Origin of the sequence: Mycoplasma bradburyae (assembly GCF_024338845.1) — a bacterium.
In the GTDB taxonomy this organism is placed as follows: Bacteria; Bacillota_I; Bacilli_A; order Mycoplasmatales; family Mycoplasmoidaceae; genus Mycoplasmoides; species Mycoplasmoides bradburyae.
Genome location: NZ_CP101414.1, coordinates 800,266 through 820,383 on the forward strand (window position 1 = coordinate 800,266; position 20,118 = coordinate 820,383).

At 30.5% G+C, this 20,118-nt stretch carries 24 protein-coding genes and 1 rRNA gene; 3 read left to right on the top strand and 22 right to left on the bottom strand.

Annotated features, from left to right (window positions below; genetic code table 4):
- Nucleotides 1–6 precede the first annotated feature (6 nt).
- From rpsR to rpsF, 3 genes are read right to left on the bottom strand one after another with little or no spacing between them, the layout of a single operon-like run.
- Nucleotides 7–333, bottom strand: a complete 327-nt coding sequence (rpsR, locus tag NMG68_RS03110) for a 30S ribosomal protein S18 (protein ID WP_255034510.1) — start codon at nt 331–333, stop codon at nt 7–9.
- 38 nt (nt 334–371) lie between these two features.
- Nucleotides 372–1,037, bottom strand: a complete 666-nt coding sequence (locus NMG68_RS03115; protein WP_255034511.1) for a single-stranded DNA-binding protein — start codon at nt 1,035–1,037, stop codon at nt 372–374.
- A gap of 18 nt (nt 1,038–1,055) precedes the next feature.
- The gene (gene rpsF, locus NMG68_RS03120; protein ID WP_255034512.1) at nt 1,056–1,622 is read right to left on the bottom strand and encodes a 30S ribosomal protein S6; all 567 of its coding nucleotides are present in this window, start codon (nt 1,620–1,622) and stop codon (nt 1,056–1,058) included.
- A gap of 202 nt (nt 1,623–1,824) precedes the next feature.
- Between rpsF and asnA the strand changes: the two genes are divergently transcribed.
- Nucleotides 1,825–2,808: an aspartate--ammonia ligase gene (gene asnA, locus NMG68_RS03125; RefSeq protein ID WP_255034513.1), complete on the top strand. Its 984-nt coding sequence runs from the start codon at nt 1,825–1,827 to the stop codon at nt 2,806–2,808.
- Here asnA and NMG68_RS03130 read toward each other — a convergent pair.
- Nucleotides 2,805–4,193 carry a nicotinate phosphoribosyltransferase gene (locus tag NMG68_RS03130; RefSeq protein ID WP_255034514.1) on the bottom strand — a complete coding sequence of 463 codons (1,389 nt, stop codon included), beginning with the start codon at nt 4,191–4,193 and terminating at the stop codon, nt 2,805–2,807. The two genes, asnA and NMG68_RS03130, sit on opposite strands and share 4 nt — an antisense overlap.
- A 42-nt stretch (nt 4,194–4,235) precedes the next feature.
- On the opposite strand from NMG68_RS03130, the gene NMG68_RS03135 reads away from it, so the two are divergent.
- Together NMG68_RS03135 and NMG68_RS03140 are read left to right on the top strand one after the other, a co-directional pair.
- Nucleotides 4,236–5,078 (top strand): alpha/beta fold hydrolase, encoded by an 843-nt coding sequence (locus tag NMG68_RS03135; RefSeq protein WP_255034515.1) that lies wholly within the window; start codon nt 4,236–4,238, stop codon nt 5,076–5,078.
- Nucleotides 5,065–5,433, top strand: coding sequence for an MG296/MPN423 family protein (locus tag NMG68_RS03140; RefSeq protein WP_255034516.1), 369 nt, complete (start codon nt 5,065–5,067; stop codon nt 5,431–5,433). Before NMG68_RS03135 ends, NMG68_RS03140 begins: the two co-directional genes overlap by 14 nt.
- Here the strand turns inward: NMG68_RS03140 and NMG68_RS03145 are convergent.
- The 18 genes from NMG68_RS03145 to NMG68_RS03230 form a co-directional block, all read right to left on the bottom strand.
- On the bottom strand, nt 5,430–6,302 hold the full coding sequence (locus NMG68_RS03145; RefSeq protein ID WP_255034517.1) for a Cof-type HAD-IIB family hydrolase: 873 nt from the start codon (nt 6,300–6,302) through the stop codon (nt 5,430–5,432). The two genes, NMG68_RS03140 and NMG68_RS03145, sit on opposite strands and share 4 nt — an antisense overlap.
- Nucleotides 6,303–6,304: 2 nt before the next feature.
- Complete coding sequence (pta, locus tag NMG68_RS03150) at nt 6,305–7,288, bottom strand: phosphate acetyltransferase (protein ID WP_255034518.1); 984 nt, start codon at nt 7,286–7,288, stop codon at nt 6,305–6,307.
- Nucleotides 7,289–7,316: 28 nt separating this feature from the next.
- Entirely contained in the window at nt 7,317–8,141 is an 825-nt protein-coding gene (gene ylqF, locus NMG68_RS03155; RefSeq protein WP_255034519.1) for a ribosome biogenesis GTPase YlqF, read from the bottom strand.
- Nucleotides 8,142–8,147: 6 nt separating this feature from the next.
- Nucleotides 8,148–9,434, bottom strand: a complete 1,287-nt coding sequence (locus NMG68_RS03160; RefSeq protein ID WP_255034520.1) for a YitT family protein — start codon at nt 9,432–9,434, stop codon at nt 8,148–8,150.
- Between the two features lie 35 nt (nt 9,435–9,469).
- Nucleotides 9,470–9,838 (bottom strand): 50S ribosomal protein L19, encoded by a 369-nt coding sequence (gene rplS / locus NMG68_RS03165; protein WP_255034521.1) that lies wholly within the window; start codon nt 9,836–9,838, stop codon nt 9,470–9,472.
- Nucleotides 9,839–9,843: 5 nt separating this feature from the next.
- Entirely contained in the window at nt 9,844–10,548 is a 705-nt protein-coding gene (gene trmD, locus NMG68_RS03170; RefSeq protein WP_255034522.1) for a tRNA (guanosine(37)-N1)-methyltransferase TrmD, read from the bottom strand.
- A 3-nt stretch (nt 10,549–10,551) separates the two neighbouring features.
- On the bottom strand, nt 10,552–10,812 hold the full coding sequence (gene rpsP / locus NMG68_RS03175; RefSeq protein ID WP_255034523.1) for a 30S ribosomal protein S16: 261 nt from the start codon (nt 10,810–10,812) through the stop codon (nt 10,552–10,554).
- A 55-nt stretch (nt 10,813–10,867) separates the two neighbouring features.
- Complete coding sequence (gene rplQ, locus NMG68_RS03180) at nt 10,868–11,341, bottom strand: 50S ribosomal protein L17 (protein ID WP_319023166.1); 474 nt, start codon at nt 11,339–11,341, stop codon at nt 10,868–10,870.
- Between the two features lie 8 nt (nt 11,342–11,349).
- Complete coding sequence (locus NMG68_RS03185) at nt 11,350–12,327, bottom strand: DNA-directed RNA polymerase subunit alpha (protein ID WP_255034524.1); 978 nt, start codon at nt 12,325–12,327, stop codon at nt 11,350–11,352.
- Between the two features lie 18 nt (nt 12,328–12,345).
- Nucleotides 12,346–12,711: a 30S ribosomal protein S11 gene (gene rpsK / locus NMG68_RS03190; protein ID WP_255034526.1), complete on the bottom strand. Its 366-nt coding sequence runs from the start codon at nt 12,709–12,711 to the stop codon at nt 12,346–12,348.
- 9 nt (nt 12,712–12,720) lie between these two features.
- Nucleotides 12,721–13,095 carry a 30S ribosomal protein S13 gene (gene rpsM / locus NMG68_RS03195; RefSeq protein ID WP_255034527.1) on the bottom strand — a complete coding sequence of 125 codons (375 nt, stop codon included), beginning with the start codon at nt 13,093–13,095 and terminating at the stop codon, nt 12,721–12,723.
- Between the two features lie 3 nt (nt 13,096–13,098).
- Nucleotides 13,099–13,212, bottom strand: coding sequence for a 50S ribosomal protein L36 (gene rpmJ, locus NMG68_RS03200; protein ID WP_011113890.1), 114 nt, complete (start codon nt 13,210–13,212; stop codon nt 13,099–13,101).
- A 13-nt stretch (nt 13,213–13,225) separates the two neighbouring features.
- The gene (gene infA / locus NMG68_RS03205; RefSeq protein WP_255034528.1) at nt 13,226–13,438 is read right to left on the bottom strand and encodes a translation initiation factor IF-1; all 213 of its coding nucleotides are present in this window, start codon (nt 13,436–13,438) and stop codon (nt 13,226–13,228) included.
- Between the two features lie 408 nt (nt 13,439–13,846).
- Nucleotides 13,847–15,363, bottom strand: a 16S ribosomal RNA gene (locus NMG68_RS03210).
- Nucleotides 15,364–15,518: 155 nt separating this feature from the next.
- Entirely contained in the window at nt 15,519–15,821 is a 303-nt protein-coding gene (gene trxA, locus NMG68_RS03215; RefSeq protein ID WP_255034529.1) for a thioredoxin, read from the bottom strand.
- Nucleotides 15,822–15,876: 55 nt separating this feature from the next.
- Nucleotides 15,877–18,030 carry a type I DNA topoisomerase gene (gene topA, locus NMG68_RS03220; protein ID WP_255034530.1) on the bottom strand — a complete coding sequence of 718 codons (2,154 nt, stop codon included), beginning with the start codon at nt 18,028–18,030 and terminating at the stop codon, nt 15,877–15,879.
- A gap of 117 nt (nt 18,031–18,147) precedes the next feature.
- Nucleotides 18,148–18,813, bottom strand: a complete 666-nt coding sequence (locus tag NMG68_RS03225) for a ribulose-phosphate 3-epimerase (protein ID WP_255034531.1) — start codon at nt 18,811–18,813, stop codon at nt 18,148–18,150.
- Complete coding sequence (locus NMG68_RS03230) at nt 18,813–20,099, bottom strand: glucose-6-phosphate isomerase (protein ID WP_255034532.1); 1,287 nt, start codon at nt 20,097–20,099, stop codon at nt 18,813–18,815. Before NMG68_RS03230 ends, NMG68_RS03225 begins: the two co-directional genes overlap by 1 nt.
- Between the last annotated feature and the right edge of the window lie 19 nt (nt 20,100–20,118).

Below are 20,118 nucleotides of genomic sequence, written 5' to 3' on the forward strand. Positions count from 1 at the left end.
AATAAATTATTCTTTAACGAATGGAAGTAGGGCTACAATTCTAGCTCTCTTAATTGCGTTAGATACATGTCTTTGGTGAAGGTTACAGTTACCTGATTGTCTTCTAGAAACAATCTTAGCGTATGAGTTGATGTTTTTTCTTAAAGTAGCTACATCTTTATAATCAACTTTTAAGATACCTTTAGCACAGAAGTGACAAAGTTTTCTTGATTTATTTTTATAGAAAAATTTCTTTTTGTTGTTTTCAAAATTAGATTTTTGATTGCTTTTTTGTGTAGGCGTTTTTTTGTCTTCGCTAATGTTGTTAGCTGGTTGTTTTGTAATGTCGCTCATTGTATTTATCCTTAATATTTATTAATTATTATTAGTATTTATTTTTTATCGTTCATTCAATCATCTATACTCATAAAACCATCATCACTATCTGAATCGTTATCATCCTCATCATCTATTAAATTTCTTTTAGGGTTGAAATTAGATGGGGTTTTGAATTTAGCAAACTCTTGAGGCTCTATTTTTTTGATATCTTCTATATCGTGCGATTCGCGATAGTCTTTAATTTCAGTTGTTGCAGGCGGTTCAAAGTAGTCTTCATTAGAAAAACGATTGTTATCATTAGAATATGAATCATAATTCGACTTATTAAAACTGTTGTATAAAGTTTGATCCATGCGATTGAATTTATATTCATTAGGCAATGATCTGTTTCCGCTCTTGTTAAACGATAAAGGAATTTTTCTAATTTTTTCAGTTGAAATAGATAATCTTAAATATTCTTTACCATTCGTAGATTGCTGAATTTCTGATTTTAAATAACCTTCTATCGAAACTAAATCATTTTTTCTTAGAAAATCCATTGCATAATCTAAGTTTTTGTTTCAAAGATTCACTTGAAAAATATAAGGATCTCTTGGGTAATTATTTTGTTGCAAATCGTTTTGTTGAACAACAATTTTCAATTCACAGCCTTTTAGACCTTTATATTCAAAAGCTTTGGGATCTTCAGATAACATTCCAATAAGTATTACTTTGTTCATATTACCTTACTTTAAAACTTATTTTTCTGCTTTAGATTTGTTTTCAGTAGTTTTAGCAGTTGTTTTCTTTGTTAAATTAACTTTTCTAAGTACTGGAATTTTTTGTTCTGGTAAATCTTCACCGAATTTTTCTCTTAAAATTCAAGTTTCTTTTGCTGAAGCTTTTTCAACTTTAGAATTTCTCTTACTTCCTTTGATTTGGAAAAATCCGTTTTCTTGAACTTGCTTCATGATTTCTTCATATCTAGCTTGTTTTTGTTTAGCAATAGCTACTTTCTTTTCATTTTGTGTAGCTCTGTAACCAAAGTCTTTTTCAGTGTTAATAATTAAAGTTCTTAACACATCAGTTCTAATGCTAGATACACGTTTGTACTCGTGAACTTTTTGAGCATCACTGTTTAAGAATAAGTTGTAGTAATGAGCAGTTACTTCCTTATTAATAGGATATTCTAGAGTTTTTTGCCCTAAGTATTCTTCTTTTATTTCTATGTCACCGAATACTGATTTTAATTCGTTATTAACAGCTTGCGCTTGAGTTTGGTTAAGCTTTCCGCTTACCAATAACATAATTTCATATTTTGCCATTTGTATATTTTTTTTAATCCTTGGGTATGAAAATTGACTTATTTATTTTCTGATTAATTAATTTTGAATTTTAATTAGATTAGATAAAGCAAATATGTCTTGTATATTTTACCATTTTGTTCTGTTTTTTGAAGCTTAAAATTCTTGTTTTATATAATTTACCTGCAACACAAATAATAAAAATATAGAAAAAAGTATAAAAATGAAAAAGTTAACGCTGCTAGAAACAGAACTAGCGATTAAATATATTAAAGATTTATTTCAAAATGCTTTAGCAAATAAATTGAATTTAGTAAGAGTAAGCGCTCCATTAATTGTATCTTCTGATTCAGGATTAAATGACAATTTAAATGGATGGGAATCACCAGTATCGTTTAAATCTAAAACTAATGGCGTTAATTGTCAGATTGTGCAATCTTTAGCAAAATGAAAGAGATATTCAATAGCTAAATACAACATTCCTTTACATCAAGGTTTGTACACTGATATGAATGCGATTAGAATGGATGAAGTTTTAGATGAAACTCATTCAATGTATGTCGATCAATGAGATTGAGAATTAAGAATAGATGAAAATGATCGTAACATTGAATTTTTAAAATCGACCGTTAATAAAATTTATAGTGTAATTAAGGAATGTCAATTAAAAATTAATGAAAAATACGGTATTTTTAGCGAAAAAGACTTATTACCAGAATCTATTTATTTTATAACCACACAAGAATTATTAGATTTATATCCCGATAAAACTCCATCTGAAAGAGAGCAGCTAATTTGCGAAAAAGAAAAAGCAGTTTTTATTATGCAAGTTGGTAAAAAACTTTCAAATAACGATATTCATGATGGTCGTTCACCTGATTATGATGATTGATCATTAAACGGTGATATTTTAGTTTACAACCCTAAATCTAAAAAATCACTAGAACTTTCTTCAATGGGTATTCGTGTAAATAAAGAAGTATTAATTAAACAGCTAGAAGAATCTAAACAAACAGAAAGATTAGAACTAATGTTTCATAAAAAGCTTATCAACGGCGAATTACACCAAACTGTAGGCGGAGGGATTGGTCAATCTAGATTATGTTATTTCTTCTTGCAAAAAGATCACATTGGAGAAGTGCAAGCTTCACAATGATCTGATGATGTATTAGAAGAAGCTAAGAGAAAAGGGATTGAATTACTTTAGTAAATTCTTACTAAATTTTCGTTAAAAAATCTACCAGTTAAAGACTCCTTAGACTGATCGGTCTTAGGAGCTTTTTTTATATTAAATCATTCGGTTTTACCGTTAATTTCTTTTTCTATTGCTGTAAGTTTAATCACAAAACCAAGGGTATCTCTAGTAGATGATTGATAAGTTGTAGCGCCTACACCGAAAACTATATTGTTAGATGAGTATTTTTGTTTTTCAAGTTCTTGTAAAATCATTTCGCTTCTAGCTAATGTAATAGCGTCGCCATAAATAATACCAACTTTTTCATTAAGTTCTCTGTATCCTTTTGAATTAATCTTGCTTCCAAAGTGGTGATCTAAATAATGAATTGTCCCTCAAGTAGATTTGTCGTTAGGATCGTAATTTTTACCACAAATAACTTCGATAGGATCTCCGCTATCTGGTCTTACAACTAATTTTCCTTTTCTTGATAAGATTTTTTCTTTATAATTTGGCAATATGTTATCTAAAACATTTCAGATATCTCAAGAATCGACAACTAAAGATAAAATACCGTCCTTAAATATATCTAATAATCGTTCGTATGTTTGAGCTTCTTGTTCTTCACCATCAGCACACATAACGCTATGTTCAGAAGCTATAACAGATTCAGCATTGTTACCACCAAGAATTGAATCACTTCCATTAAAGTATTGTAAGTGAGCATTAGCTGAATAAATAGATGATTTAAAAGAACTCATTCCACGCATTGAAAAATCGTGACATTGATATTTAACAAAATCATCAAAATCTGCTGTTTTTACCGCATATTTTGAACATAAATCATAAAATTCTCTTGCAATTGTTAACGATGTTTGGTATTGTCATATATTTTGCAAAATAATAGTTTCAAAATAATTAATTAATCAAACATATTTTTTATTAATACCTTCTTCGCCGCATATCGTCAATAATGGTTCGTTAAAGTTAATATATTGATCAGATTTTCTTACCGAAATAATTATTGGTAGTCTTTTGTGTTCGTTTGCGTATTTCGATACATCTATTAACGCTTTTGTAAAATCATCGCTGAATTCTTTGTTACTAAAAACGCTATATAATTTATTTCTTATTAAGTTTTTAATTTCGTCATCTTTTTCGTTATACATTTCAATTAATGAATATACGAAACGATCGATGATATCACACACAACTTTAGTTGTTAATTCAGCATTTCATGCGTGAGTTGTAATATTTTTTAATGATGTTTTTCTTGCTGTTAGTGTTGAAAATAGATTAGTTGTATTTTTAGGATACATTAATCTATGACATAACTTATAAGCATCGACAGGTATTAAATTAACTAAATGCTCGTTTATTTCGTCTGAAACTAACACGTTTTTTTCGTGTTTTAACATATTGATTTTTATCTTCTATTATTATTATAATAACTTTAAATTATGAATAGAGCATTTAAGAACGTTGACATTAACCATTTAAAGGTTATTAAAAACATCAACAAAGGAGCGAAGGTCGATTTGATATTCTGTCATGGTTTAGCTACAGAACCTGGCATGCATTATAAAATCGTTAAAGAACTAAGTAATGTTAATCATTATGACTTGGGTTTTCCTGGTCATATTGATACAGATTTTAAATTTACAATGAAGGAGTTAAACGTTGATTATTTTTCAAAACTTTTAGCTATTTTTATTAAACAAAATCCTGATTTAAAAAACATTATTTTAGTCGGTCATTCATTGGGTTGTGCCGTTATTGTTTTCGCTCTTAAACATCTAACTAAAAACGAAAAAGAACGTATCAAGAAGATTGTTTTAAACGCTCCATTAACAATCAACACTTTACTTACTGCGCTACATTTCACAAAATACTTTACTAGTGATGCCAATAAAATAAACGATGTTGGTATCGAAAAATTTTTTAAAGATTTATTTTATGATCCTAAGAAATATCTAAAAGAATTTAATCAATGGTTTGATTTAGATTTTTACAAAAAACATCAAACAGAGCAAAAAAAATTAGCATTAACTTTACTTAATCCTGATATGATAAGAAGGATAATCAGCGCTTATCATTCAGAAAAGAAATATGAAAACTTTACTTTTATAACTGCTGATAAAGATCGTTTAGTACCATTCACAATGATCAGACATTATATAAAGAATTTTTTTAAAGATGCTAAACATATTGAAATAAAAAATGGTGGGCATGCATTCATTCTAGAACACAAAGACACTTATATTGAAATATTAAAGGAAATTATTCAAAATGCAAAATCTTAAAACCTATATTGAAAAATTAAAGGATTTATTATCTAATATTGATCTTGAAAAATTAATTAATAACTATAACAAAATTATGGATAAATCAATGCATACTAGAATCATGTATGACGATGATGAATATGCAGAAATCGATTTTTTTGAAAAGCAAATCGAGGGTGAGATTGAATTTATAAAAACTAAGTTAATTCAAGAGGTTGACGAATATATTCAGGATATTCTTAAAACTAAGTTTAGTGACGAAAAAAAATTAGCGCTATTACATGATCATTTTTATAATCTGACTCAAGCAATAGCGCTAACTAAAAACATTAGTTTTAAACGCTTAAATAAATTATTAAACGAAGAATATTAAAGTACAAACAATTCGATTGCATCCGCAACGACTTGAGATGCTTTAACATCAAGAATATTTGTTGCGTTATTTTGCACTTCTTTGTGGGATGATTCAAGCGTTACACTAAGCCCTGTAACTTTGAACATCGAAATATCATTAAATGAATCACCAATACTTAAAGTGTTTTTAAGATCTTTTTTTAATATTTTATTTAACTCTAGAATTGCGTTTCCCTTTGAAGTGTTTTCAGAGTTTAATTCAAAAGCCATTGGCGAAACAATTACGCAATCACTAGCTTCAAGTTTTGTTAGGTTAAGAAACTTCGCTAAATATTCTGTAATATCTTCTTTAATCGCTTTTTTACCGTAAAAGAAGATTAACTTAATTAAATCATCGTGAGCATTTAAATCATCGGTTTCGATGTAATTATTATCTGTAAATGATCCTTCATAAGCTGTTAATTCTTCTATAAGTTTCTTATTATGTTTTTTATTCTTATCATAGACATAAATATTATTATTTAAATCGTATGATAATACAAGACAATCATCTGTAATGTTTTTAAATTCATCCATGAATTCCATTACAGTTGTTTTTACTTTTTTAGTTAAATAATTATTCTTAATAATCTTATCTTCAACTAAGTCGTAAATGATAGCGCCATTACAAGCTATAATATAACGCGTTTGTGAAGAAAGATCATATTTTTTTAATAGATTAACTACATCGGATTGTTTACGACCAGTAGCAATCGTGAATGATATATTTTTACCTGGTAATTTTTCTATAGCTCTAATAGCTTCAGGATCAACAATATGTTCGTTGTTTTCGTAACGGATAAGTGTACCATCTAGGTCACTAATTACTCACTCAATATTGTTTTTCATTATTATTTATTAGCTACAGCTTGACTAGCAGTTATAATAGCAACTGAATAAATTTCGTTAGCGCTAGCGCCACGACTTAAATCATTAACTGGTTTAGCTAATCCTGTAAGAATTGGACCGATCGCTTCATATCCACCTAGGCGTTGTGCGATTTTGTAACCAATGTTACCAGCATCAATGTTAGGGAAAACAAAAGTGTTAGCGCCCTTTTCTCAATCTAATTTAGGAGCTTTTTGTTTTCTTACTTCTTCAACATAAGCAGCATCAAATTGCATAGGACCACAGATTGAAGCTAATTTTCCGATTTCAGATTCTTCTAGTAATTTTGTAGCTTCTTTAACTTTATCAACTGATTCACCAGCACCTGAATTAAGTGTTGAATAACTTAACATTGCTAAGTTAATTTTTTCAGTTTGTAATACTTGCTTACTAAACTTAATAGTTGATTTAGCAATTTCAGCTAATTCTTCAGATGTTGGATAAAGATTAATAGCACAATCAGTGAACACTAATCTTTCTTCACCTTTTTCTAAAACCATTACCGAACCAACGATCTTTTCACCTTCAGCAGTTTTAATGATTTGTAAAGCAGGTTTTAATGTATCTTTTGTAGTATATTCTTTACCACAAACTTCACCATCAACTTCTTCAAGTTTAACTAATAAAGCAGCTAGAACATTAGGTTTCTTAACTTCTTCTTGAGCTACTTCTAGAGTCATACCTTTCTTTTCACGTAATTTAAATAAGTATGTAGCATACTTAGATAAATCCATTTTTTCTATTACGTAGCGTCTGATTCTAGGATCGAAATCAGCAGGTATTTCATCGATTGTTCTAAAAATTAAAACTGGTTTAACAAGTTTTTCTGCAACTAACTTTTTAGCAGCTTCTTGAACATATGGATGTCATCCTTCTACTAAAAGGATTTCAGGTGTTTTTTTAGATTCTTTAATCTTATTTTTAAGTTCTTCAATTAATATACTCATAGTCTTACATTTTAAAAATTATAAAAAATTATTTTTTTTCGTAGTTCAGTTTAGTAATTTTAGATAAAGAAATGTCTTTATAAAAATTCATGTAAGTTGCATTAAGGTCAATTGCGTTACCTTTATTTAAATAACCTTTTTGATTAGCATACAACTTAATAAAATCATTAAAGTCTTCAAGTAATTCAGAATTGCCAGATCATTCTATCATCTGTTTTGGATAATGTTTAATTAGATATTTATAACCAAAATCCAAAACCTCTTGCATTGGTATAACTTCTAAATTGATTAAGTTTAATAAACTAAGTTTAGCACCTAGTTCAAAATCATCAATTTTTTTATACAACACCCCAGGAGTGTCGTACAAGGTGAAATTTTTATTTAATTTAACAAAGGTTTGACGTTTAGTAACTCCAGCTTTATTTTCGACTTTGTTATGGTTTTTTTTAATCAATCCATTTATCAATGAAGATTTACCAATATTTGGTAAACCAATCACCATAATACTAAAGTGTGGTGTGACTAAACCTTTTGCTTGCAATTTTTTAATCTTATCATTAAGAATCTGATAGATTTTATTTATAACAAAACTACTAAAATTCTTATCTTTAATACTTGTTATGATTGTATTTTTATCATATTCATAATTAAGATCAGCTCAATCTGATTTGAGAGCTATATTAATAATTGTTTTGTTATTAAAAATATCTAACAAATCAGGATTGGATGTCAAATTAATTGCCCTAGCATCCAGAACTTGAATAACTAAATCAATATGTTTTTTAACTCTATTGATATCATCCAAGGTCTTTTTCATGTGACCTGGGAATCAATTAATTTTGGAATGATTCATTCTTTATTATTCTTCAGTTATATACATCCATCCATCAATTCCCTTGATTTGGGTAATTGCTATTAAGCAATCATTATCAACTTTACGGATTAATCTAATAATTCTAGGAATCTCAACGAACATTGTAGTTGTTGTGATCATCTCGCGTTCTTCTTTTGTAAAACCACCTGTGATTTTTGACATCGACATAGTATGTGGATGGTGATCTGATAATAATGCTTGACGAATTTTTTCGCAATCTGCTGAATAAATTTCAATCTTAGCCATCTTATATCTAGGAAATAAGGCTTCTAAGAACATTGATACAACAACAGCGGATAATATTGAACCTATAAAATTAGGCGAGAATAGCAACGATACATTTCAAGCTAAATCACTAAATTTTTTAGTTGAATTTGGAACTAAAATCTCTTTTGGTATCTCTTGCAAAACAAGCGAAGAAGGAATATACGAACCAATTATTACAGATACTAATAATGTTATAAAGTTTGTATAGAACAAGATACCTGCAATTGATTTTCTTTTTATCTTAGCAACGTATTGAGAAATAAAATCCATTCCTCCGGTTGATGCCCCAATTACAAAAAGCATTGTGTATAAGAATGATGATAATGCAGCTGCTATAATCGCATACAAGAACATTGATAAGATTTTATTAACTTCATTGTTATTTTGTCATATCAACGGAATATAACCAATCTTTCTACCGAGATCAGTCAATTTTCCTGTATCATCAAAAAACATCCTATAAATTTCTAAATTAGTTGATTTAAATTTTTCAACTTCGTAAATAATTGAACTATTTTCTGCTGTATTGATTGTAAATAATCCAACTTTAGAAATGCCAGGGATATTATCTAAGACAAAACCAAATAAATTAGCAATAACAACATACACTGCAGTTAATATCGTAAATCTCTTACCAACCTTAAAATAAGAAAAGATGATTAGAGGTATATTAATAACGATATATAAAATCCAGAATGTTAGATTGAAAATTAAATCTTTTGGTAATCCTGTAGGTAAAATAACAAAAAGCATTCTTGCTAACCCTTGAGTTAACGAAGAAACACCTAAGTTATATAATCCTGAATTACGTATAAAAAATAGACTAATTAGACCTTGAATTAGCGATATTAAAACAATAATCGCAATTCTGTTTCAGATTTTTTTGGGACCATATAAACCAGCAAATATCAATAACGAACTACGCAATCGCGTTCTTGTTACCGTTACTTTATTTCATTCTTGAGAAAGGTTTGCTAGTTTATTTTTAGATTTTGTTAGAGACATAAATTTACTCTAAGGGAATAAAAAAAGTTAACTAACTATTTGTTGTTAACTACTTTTTCTTTAATACGAGCAGATTTACCTGAACGTTGTCTCATGTAAGAAATGTAAGCTCTTCTAACTTTACCCTTACGTTTTAATTCAATTTGGATATTTGGGTTGTGAACGTGGAAGTTTTTTTCAACACCAACACCACTTGATTCTTTACGAACTATAAAAGTTTCAGATAATCCAGAACCTTTTCTTCTTAAAACTAAACCATCAAATTTTTGAATTCTGGTTCTTTTTTCATCAGCAATCTTAATTGATACTGATACTGTATCACCAACTTGGAAATTTGGTACATCTTTTTTTAATTGCAAATTATTAACGTGGTTAATAATGTATTGTTTACTTAGTTTGTTCATTGTTACTACTTATTATTTGATTTGTATTTATCATACATATCTGGTCGTTTATTTTTTGTGTTGGTTATCGCAGCTTGTTTATTAAATTCTTTAATACGTTGATGATTACCACTTAATAACACATCAGGAACTTTATAACCTTCAAAATCATAAGGTTTTGTATACATCGGATAATCTAAGAGGTAATCATTAAATGATTCACTTTCCAAGCTTTCTTTATTGATTACATTAGGTAACAACCTAACGATGCTATCTACCACTATTAATGCTCCTAATTCTCCGCCAGTAATCACAAAATCACCAACCGATAGAGCTCCATCAACATAATGATAAATGCGTTCGTCAAACCCTTCGTATCGTCCTGCTATTAAAATTAAATCGTTATTTGATTTACTAAAAGCTTCAGCTTTTTTTTGATCATAGACATCACCCTGAGGGGATAATAAATAACTTTTAACTTTTTCGGGGTCTTTAAATTTATTTTTTTTAATATCTCTTAAACAGTTTACTAATGGTTCTAATTTCAACAACATTCCAGCCGCTCCACCATAAATAGTGTCATCAACTGTTTTGTGTTTATCAGTAGCATAATGTCTAAAATTTATTACTTCTAATTCAACAGCATTCTTGTCTAAAGCGTTTTTAATAATCGAAAAATCAAAATACGACTTTACAAATTGATCAAAAAGCGATAAAACAATGATTTTCATATACTAAGCTTTTTTAGAAGCTGTGTATTTTTCTCAAATTTTTTCTTTAGAAAGAATTGATCTTACTGTATCAGTAGGTTGAGCACCTTTTTTCAATCATTCAATTGCAAGTGCTCCATTTATTTTATTAATTCCATTAATTGGATCGATGTGACCAATTAATTCTATATAACTTCCATCACGTTTAACTCTAGAATCTACAACAACCATACGATATGATGGTAGTTTGTGACGACCTAAACGCATTAATCTAATTTTTACCAAGTTTGTTTTCCTTAATTATTTATGCTTGAATATTATAACATATCGTTAAGTAAAATTACTTAACTGGTTGTTCAACTTTAGCAACAGGAGTAGCTGGTTTAGCTTCTACTTTTGCAGTAGTAGTTTTTTTAGTTTGTTTAGCTTTTTTAGCAACGTATTTAGGAACTTTATCAACGAATTGTAAGATTGCCATTTCAGTAGCATCTCCCATTCTAGCACCTAATTTAATTACTCTAGTATAACCACCGTTTCTTTCTTTGAAAACAGGAGCCACTTTATTAAATAGATGAGCAACTAATTCATCAGCTGAACAAACTTGAGTGTTTAAAAGAATCGATTTAGCTCTTCTTCTATTTGCAACTGAATCTTCTTTAGCTACTGTAATAAGTTTTTCTAAATGCTTTTGAGTTTCTTTTGCTTTAGTTAATGTTGTTTTGATTTCGTTATAACTTAAGCAATCACTAACTTGTTGACGAATAATCATCAAACGAGTTGATGTGGTTTTACCTTTTTTGTTAATGTATGACATAGATATTATTAGTTATTCTTAAGTTTTAAATCGTACAGTTCATTAAGTTTTTTATTAATTTCTCGAACTGACTTCTTACCTAAATTACGAATGTTTTCAATTTCAGATTTAGAACGAGTAACTAGTTCTTCAACTGTTTGTATTCCGTGTCTCTTTAAACAATTATAAGAACGAACTGTTAAATCAAGTTGTTCAATTGGAATTGATAACTTCTTGTTTTTTTCTTCAACATTCTTTTCATTAAGAACTTGAATGTCATGTAATGACTTGTTGATATCAATTAATGGTCTTAAGTGATCAGCTAGAATTTTAGAAGCCATACCAATTGCATCACCAGGTTTGATTAAACCGTTAGTACCAACTTCGATAACTAACTTATCAGTAATTACATCTGATGTTTCTTCTTCAACTTGATATCCAACTTTGATAATTGGATTGAAATTAGAATCAACCGGAATAATTGATAAAGATCCAATTTCTGAACGATTATCTGCTGCAGTTTTGAATCCACGACCTCTAGTTGCATAAATATCAATAGCGATTTCTGTATCTTCAGATAAAGTACAAATTTCTAAGTCGTTGTTAAGAATTTCAAAACCTAATGGACATTCAATATCACTAGCTTTAACAATACCAGCTTTGTTAGCACGGATTGTCATAACCGGTCATTTTTCAATTGGTGTTTCTACTAAGGTATCATCTGAAATAATATTATCGCTAATTCAAACAACTAAGTTTTTAAGATTTAATATTATTTGTGTTACGTCTTCTTTAACACCTGGAATAAATCCAAATTCGTGTGAAATACCTTTAATTTTTAGGGCGAATACAGCAGATCCTGGAAGGTGACTTAACATCACTCTTCTAAGAGCATTACCTAAAGTAATACCAAACCCTTTTTCTAGAGGCTTAACGATGTATTTACCATAATTTTTGTCGTTATCTTCTTTAATAACGTTGATATTGTATCGCAAAAATTGTTGCATAATTTTCCTCTTAAATAATTAACGTGGCTTTTTAGGAGGTCTGCAACCGTTATGAGGAATAGGTGTTACATCGTGGATTTCAGTAATAGTTAAACCACAAGCAGCTAAAGATCTAATTGCAGTTTCTTTACCTCTACCTACACCATTTACATAAATCTTAATGGTTGCTAAACCCATTGCCATAGCTTCCTTGGCTGCTTTTTCAGCAGCTACACCAGCTGAATAAGGTGTTTTTTTCTTAGCACCCTTGTACCCAATTGCACCTGAAGATGATCAAGTTATAGCATTACCATTGATATCTGTGATTGTGATAATTGAGTTATTTGAAGTTGCGTGAATGTGAGCAATCCCATTGCTGGCAACTGTTTTTTTCTTTTTAGCCATAATTTATTATTACTTACTTTCAATTTTCTTGTTAGCAACGGTTTTTCTTGGACCTTTACGTGTTCTAGCGTTCGATTTAGTTCTTTGCCCTCTTACTGGTAGCCCTCTTCTGTGACGTAATCCAGCATATGAACCAACTTCCATTAAACGTTTAATGTTTAACGCTACTTCTCTACGAAGATCCCCTTCTAATACGTATGTACTAGCAACAGAACGAATTAAAGCTAATTCTTCATCTGTTAAATCTTTAACTCTTTTATTTGAGTCAATTTTTGCTTTTCTTAAAATTTCTTGAGCACGAGGCTTACCAATTCCATAAATATAAGTTAATGAAATTTCCACGCGCTTGTTATTCGGGATGTCAATACCTAAAATACGAGCCATATTCTATCCTTGTCTTTGTTTGTGCTTAGGGGTTTTACAGATAACTCTAACAACCCTTTGGCGTCTAATAACTTTGCAATCCTTGCAAATTGGTTTTACTGATGATCTTACTTTCATAGTTTTTTATTAATTAATGACGATAAATAATTCGCCCTTTTGTTAGATCATAAGGGCTGAATTCGACTTCCACGCTGTCACCTGGCAAAATACGAATTTTGTGCATTCGAATTTTTCCTGACACATGCGCTTCAATCAAAAGATTATTTTCTAGCAATACTTTAAATTTATCACCTTTAATAATCTCTTTTACAACACCTTTGATACTGAGGTTTGTGTCTTTCATTGATTATGCTGTTTAGCTAAATTGTCCTTTATTATGGTTAGTTAAATAAGATATTTATAGTTTATTTGGATATGTATGATCAATTTTAAAATTGTTCAAACATTTTCAAATACATCATATTCAAAAATATATATTGATGAAGGTAATCAATATTTAAACAACCGTTATATATTTTACCACGAAATCCTGTTTTTTATAAATAAAAAGACCTAGCGTACTAGGTCAATTATTTGAGGGATTTTAATGAACTTTATCATCAAATGCCCCTTGATAACTGAACAGAATCTGACCAACAACTTTTAGTTAATAAATTTGCTTTAATGGGTTTAACCTTTTTGTTGGATTTTATTATTTCACCGTTATATGTAACAGGTGTATATCGTGTTAGTGTATTAATATACTCCATAGAAAGGAGGTAATCCACCCCCACGTTCTCGTAGGGGTACCTTGTTACGACTTAACTCCAATCACCGGCCCTACCCTAGACATGCGCTTCCTTGCGGTTAGCAACACGGTTTTAGATATTACCAGCTCTCATAGTTTGACGGGCGGTGTGTACAAGACCCGAGAACGTATTCACCGCGACATGGCTGATTCGCGATTACTAGTGATTCCGACTTCATGAGGGCGAATTGCAGCCCTCAATCCGAACTGAGACCAACTTTACAGATTAGCTCCGCCTTACGGGTTTGCGACTGTTTGTATTGGCCATTGTAGCACGTTTGCAGCCCTAGACATAAGGGGCATGATGATTTGACGTCATCCCCACCTTCCTCCAACTTACGTTGGCAGTCTCGTTAGACAAAGTAACTAACGATAAGGGTTGCGCTCGTTGCGGGACTTAACCCAACATCTCACGACACGAGCTGACGACAACCATGCACCACCTGTCATTGGGTTAACCTCCATTATATTTCTATAACTTCGCCCAAGATGTCAAGTCTAGGTAAGGTTTTTCGTGTACCGTCGAATTAAGCAACATGCTCCACCACTTGTGCGGGTCCCCGTCAATTCCGTTTGAGTTTCATTCTTGCGAATGTACTACTCAGGCAGGATGTTTAATGTGTTAACTGCAGCACCGAAGTATTCGCTCCGACACTTAACATCCATCGTTTACAGTGTGGACTACTAGGGTATCTAATCCTATTTGCTCCCCACACTTTCAAGCCTAAGCGTCAGTATTGGCCCAAGTCCTCGCCTTCGCCTCTGGTGTTCTTCCATATATCTACGCATTTCACCGCTCCACATGGAGTTCCGGGACTCTCTACCAAACTCTAGACTAGAAGTTTCCAATGCATACAATCGTTAAGCAATTGCTTTTAACACCAGACTTTCTAATCCGCCTGCGCTTGTTTTACGCCCAATAAATCCGGATAACGCTTGCAACCTATGTATTACCGCGACTGCTGGCACATAGTTAGTCGTTACTTATTCAAATGGTACCGTCAGGTCAATAGCTTTCCACTCTACTGACTTTTCTTCCCAAATAAAAGAACTTTACAATCTAAAAAGACCTTCATCGTTCACGCGGCATTGCTCCATCAGACTTTCGTCCATTGTGAAAAATTCCCTACTGCTGCCTCCCGTAGGAGTATGGGCCGTGTCTCAGTCCCATTGTGGTTATTCTACCTCTCAGCATAACTACACGTCATCGCCTTGGTGGGCCATTACCCTCACCAACTAGCTGATATGCCGCACCCTCATCTTATAGCGAAGCAGTTGCTTCTTTAAAGTTATTCTCATGCGATAATTAACTTGTTATGCGGTATTAGCTAATCTTTCGACTAGTTATCCCCCACTATAAGGCAGATTGGATACGTGTTACTCACCCGTTCGCCTCTAATGTATTGCTACATCCGATCGACTTGCATGTATTAGGCATGCCGCCAGCGTTAATCCTGAGCCAGGATCAAACTCTCAGAAAATGACAGATTCTATTCAGTTTTCAAGAAGCATTTGGTAGCTATCATCTAAAGGAGGTTAGAGATAATTATTAACTACTCTAACATAAAAATGATAACCTGATAAATAGTATCACAAAAAAATTAATTTGACAAGATTTATTTAAAAAAATGTATTTTTATTTTAATAAATCAATTAATTGATCTTTAGGAATAAATCCAATTCTGCTATTAGTTTTTTCGCCATCTATAAAAGTGATAACATTAGGGATAGAACTAACTTGATATTGAATCGGAAGCTCTTTAGATTCATCAACATTGATTTTTACAAAAGTTCAATCCGTTTTTTCTTTAGATACTTCTTCAAAAACAGGAGCCAACATTTTACAAGGACCACATCAGTCTGCGTAAAAATCAACTACAACTTTTTTGTTAGATTTTAGAATTTCATCTAATTCAGTTTTTTCAATTACGTGTTTCATAGTTTTTTAAATCTTTGAATAGTTTTATGTATATATTAATAATCTATATTAAATATTAATTAATTGTTGAATCTCGAATCGTATCAGACTCAGTTCCCGAATCAATATTTTTAGTAAATTTACATTTAGGGAAGTTTGAACAACCCAAGAATTCGTTGTTATTTTTCTTTTTATAAGATTTTCTACGAATCATTTTAGAATGACATAAATCGCATTCTACACCTTCTTCGTAAATAATTACCTTAGGTTTTTGATCTGTTTTATCAATGTGTTTACATTTAGGATAGTTAGAACAACCAATAAATGAACCAAAACGCCCTTGACGTTTAACTAATCTAGAATCACATTCGGGACAGTTGCGTCCTTCTACATATTCAATTTGTTTTATGATATTAGTTTTTGCCTCGTTTAAAACTTCTGAAAAGTTGCTTCAGAAAGATTTTAGATAAGTAACATCATCAATTGAACCATGAGCAATTTCATCTAGAGTAGCTTCCATATTTCTTGTAAATTCTTTATTGATAATAGTTGGGAAGTTTTTATCTAGCTCGCTGGCTACTTTGGTACCAAGATCTGTTGTTTTGTAATAACGACCATTTGTAAGTTCAGCGTAATTTCTTTTTAAAACAATATCTAAAATCGTTGAATAAGTACTAGGGCGGCCGATTCCTTCAGATTCTAATGATTCAATTAAAGTTGCTTGTGTATATCTTGGTGTCGGTTGAGTTTGATGTTCGTTAATCATCACTTCGCTAGCTTCAAATTCTTTACCGATTTCAAATTGCTCTAATTTGATTTCTCTTTGGTGATCTGTGTCATTGAAATGCGAATAGATTTTTTTATAACCATCAAATTTTAGTACATTGTTAACTGCATAAAACTTATTGTTGTTATTAATTAAACGAATATTAATAAGTTCATAAGCAGCCGGAGCCATATAACGAGCAACAGTTCTAGTTCAAATTAATTTATATAAACTGTATTGATCGTTGCTAATTTTACCTTTAAGCGATTGCGGAGTTATGGTGATGTCAATAGGGTGGATCGCTTCGTGAGCGTCTTGAGCTTTAACTTTTTCTTTCTTAGCTTTTTTAGTTTCCCTATTTGATATATCATTTTCAGCTTTTGCTACATAATTATCCCCATAACTTTTAGTAATAAAATCCACAACTGTTTTACGATATTCTGGACTTAATCTCGTACTATCTGTTCTAGGATAAGAAATTAGTGCGATCTGTTCATTATCAACGCTAACACCTTCATATAACTCTTGCGCTACTGAAGTAATCTTCATTGATCTTCACTTTAATTTATTAATTGCATCTTGTTGAAGTGTTGATGTTTTATAAACATCCTTAGGATAAGAATGTTTTAATTTTGGTTCATCAACGGCATAAACTTTATATTTATCACCTAAATGTTGTTTAACGATTTCAGCATCTTCTTTAGAATTAAAATCAATTCCACTAACTTCTTCAAGTTCTTTAAAAGATAGCTTAGATTTTAATTCATCATCAATTTTTCTTAACATTAATTCTGTTCCATCTTTTAGAACAACATCTAATGTTCATCAAAATCTTGGAACGAACTTTTTTATTAAATCTTCACGCTCAGTAATAAATTTAAGTGCAATCGATTGCACTCTGCCAGCTGAATCGGCATTCAATTTTGATTTTAATAAACTTGATAGTTTAAAACCTATCAAACGATCGATTCTTCTTCTTGTTATTTGTGAAGCGACTCAATCTTTTTGAATTTCTCGCGGATTAGCTAATGCATTTTTAACTGCTTTTTCACTAATTTCGTTGAAAACAATTCTTTTACATTTATCAACATTTACACCACGATCTTTTAAAACATCATATACATGTCAAGAAATAGCTTCACCTTCACGATCAGGGTCGGTTGCTAAATAAATTTCGTCAGCTTTTTTAGCTTTATCTACTAGCTCATTAATTAACTCTTTTTTAGTAACCTTTTTAGCAGTTTTACTTTTTTTATCTTTGGTTGTTGTCTTAGTTTTTTTCTCTTGGATTATTTCTCATTTAGGAACAAAATCCTCAGTATTAAAACCTAGGGTATATTTAGGTAAATCTCTAATATGCCCAACTGTAGCAACAATATCATACTCATCAGATAAATATTTTTTTAAGGTCTTAATCTTGTTTGGTGACTCGATTATCAAAATTTTTGAGCATTCATTAGCCATTGCTTTTGTCCTTAGTTGTTTTTATTTAGCTTGCTTTGTTTATTTTATCTTAAAAATTAGTTAAGAAAACAAATACCTTTATTTATATATGTATATATAAAGATATGTATCTTTTTGTTAAATAGAAGAATTTTTTGAATCGAAACTCTTAATTGTTTCAATCATCATTTTCTTCTCATCATCCAGCAATTTATAAAAATATGATCCTGAAACAAATTTTGATACTAAACCTTTAAGTTCGCATGCTTTCTCTAGATTAATACCACCATCAATTTCAATCTCAATATTAGGAAAGAACTTAATAAGTTTAGCAATATTCCTATAAACAAGCGGACTAAATTCTTGCCCACCAGCACCTGGTTCAACCGACATTAAAGTCACATAATCAACTAATTTAATTTGGTCTAAATATTCGCATATATCAGTATTAAATTTGAATGCTAATCCAGCTTTTTTATTACTATTTTTTATGTAAGCTAAATATTTAGTTATTAATTCTTTATTGTCTTTTAATGGTTCGACATGGAAACTAATATTGTCACACTTCGTCTTTGTGTATGTCAAGATATGCTTAGCAATTTTGTTTACCATTAAATGAACATTAACTTCATAACCCAACGCTTTTAGTGAATCAACATAACGTTCATCAAAAGCATAGTTATTAACGAATTCATCCATTACATCATAATGAATTTTATTCAAACCTAATTGCTTATAATGAGCTAATTTATCTTGATCATAGTCATTAAGCATCGGTAAAATCGAAAATAATAAGTCGCTCATTATTTACCTAAAAGTTTAAACATTCTTTGCTTGTAATCCTCAACACCAGGTTGGTCATATGGATCATGATTTAATAATAGCGCTGAAACAGAAGTAGCTATGCATAATCAGTAATAAACATAACCAAAACCATAACCATTATTTTGTTCTATATCAATTTCAATAATTGGCACGCCAGCACTAGCATGAGCTTGTTTGGTAGCTTCGCAAGCAATATAGTTAAGTTCATTAACTGATTTGTTAGTTACATAATCAAGCTTGTCATCGTTATCAAATTGCGACTTATTTAGTTTTAAACTATTGCTGTTGGCTTTTTCAAATGAGAAAACTGTTTCAAAAAAGATCTTCTTACCTTGTTGGTATAACTGACCCATAGAGTGTAAATCTGTTGTAAATACTGAATATGTTGGGAATAAAGAATTTTCTTTTTTCCCTTCACTTTCTCCGAATAATTGACGGTGTTGCAACATCAAGTATTCATGTTGTTCTTCGTAAGTAATAGCTACTTCAACATCTTTTTTAAGCTCTGTGTAAAGATAATGACGAAGAGCGGCATAACAATAAGCTGTGTTCTTAGTTAAATTAGCTGAACTAAATAAATCAGCGTTAGCTTGCTTAGCACCTAAAATTAAATCTTTATAGTTAGCTCCAGCTAGACCAGCAACAAACAACCCGCTTGGTGTTAATGTTGAAAATCTACCACCAATATCTGAATAAATCGGCAACATTTCATAGTTATTCTTAACTGCTAAATCGTGTAGAACACCTTTTTGTGGATCAGTTATCGCGACTATTCTTTTAGCTGCTTGTTGATCGTATTGTTTATATAAAGCCTCTCGGAATAATTTAAATCCTACAGATGGTTCTAAAGTTGTACCTGATTTAGATATAACAACAATCGCTCAATTCTTATCGCGAACTTGTTCTAAAATATTTATTAAAGTGTTTTCACTTAAACTTCTAACAAAATGAATTTTTCTTTTTTGTTGGCTTGGTAAGTATGATGTGATATCTAAAATTGCTTTGATACCAGTGTATGAACCACCAATACCAATAACCACAACATCCGTTACTTTTAATTGATCCCATTCAGCAATTTTAGCATCAATTTTTTGATATATTTCAGTTTGGTCTTGATTAACATAATCAATTCAACCTAACATATTTGAACTTGGAGTTTTCTTATCTTTTAATTGATCAAATATATCATTTAATTTAGCTTGATACTTAGTTGATAATTTTTGGTAATCTAAGTCTTTAATAAGGTCAAATTTTAATTTAATCATAGTGTTCTCACTTTTTTGG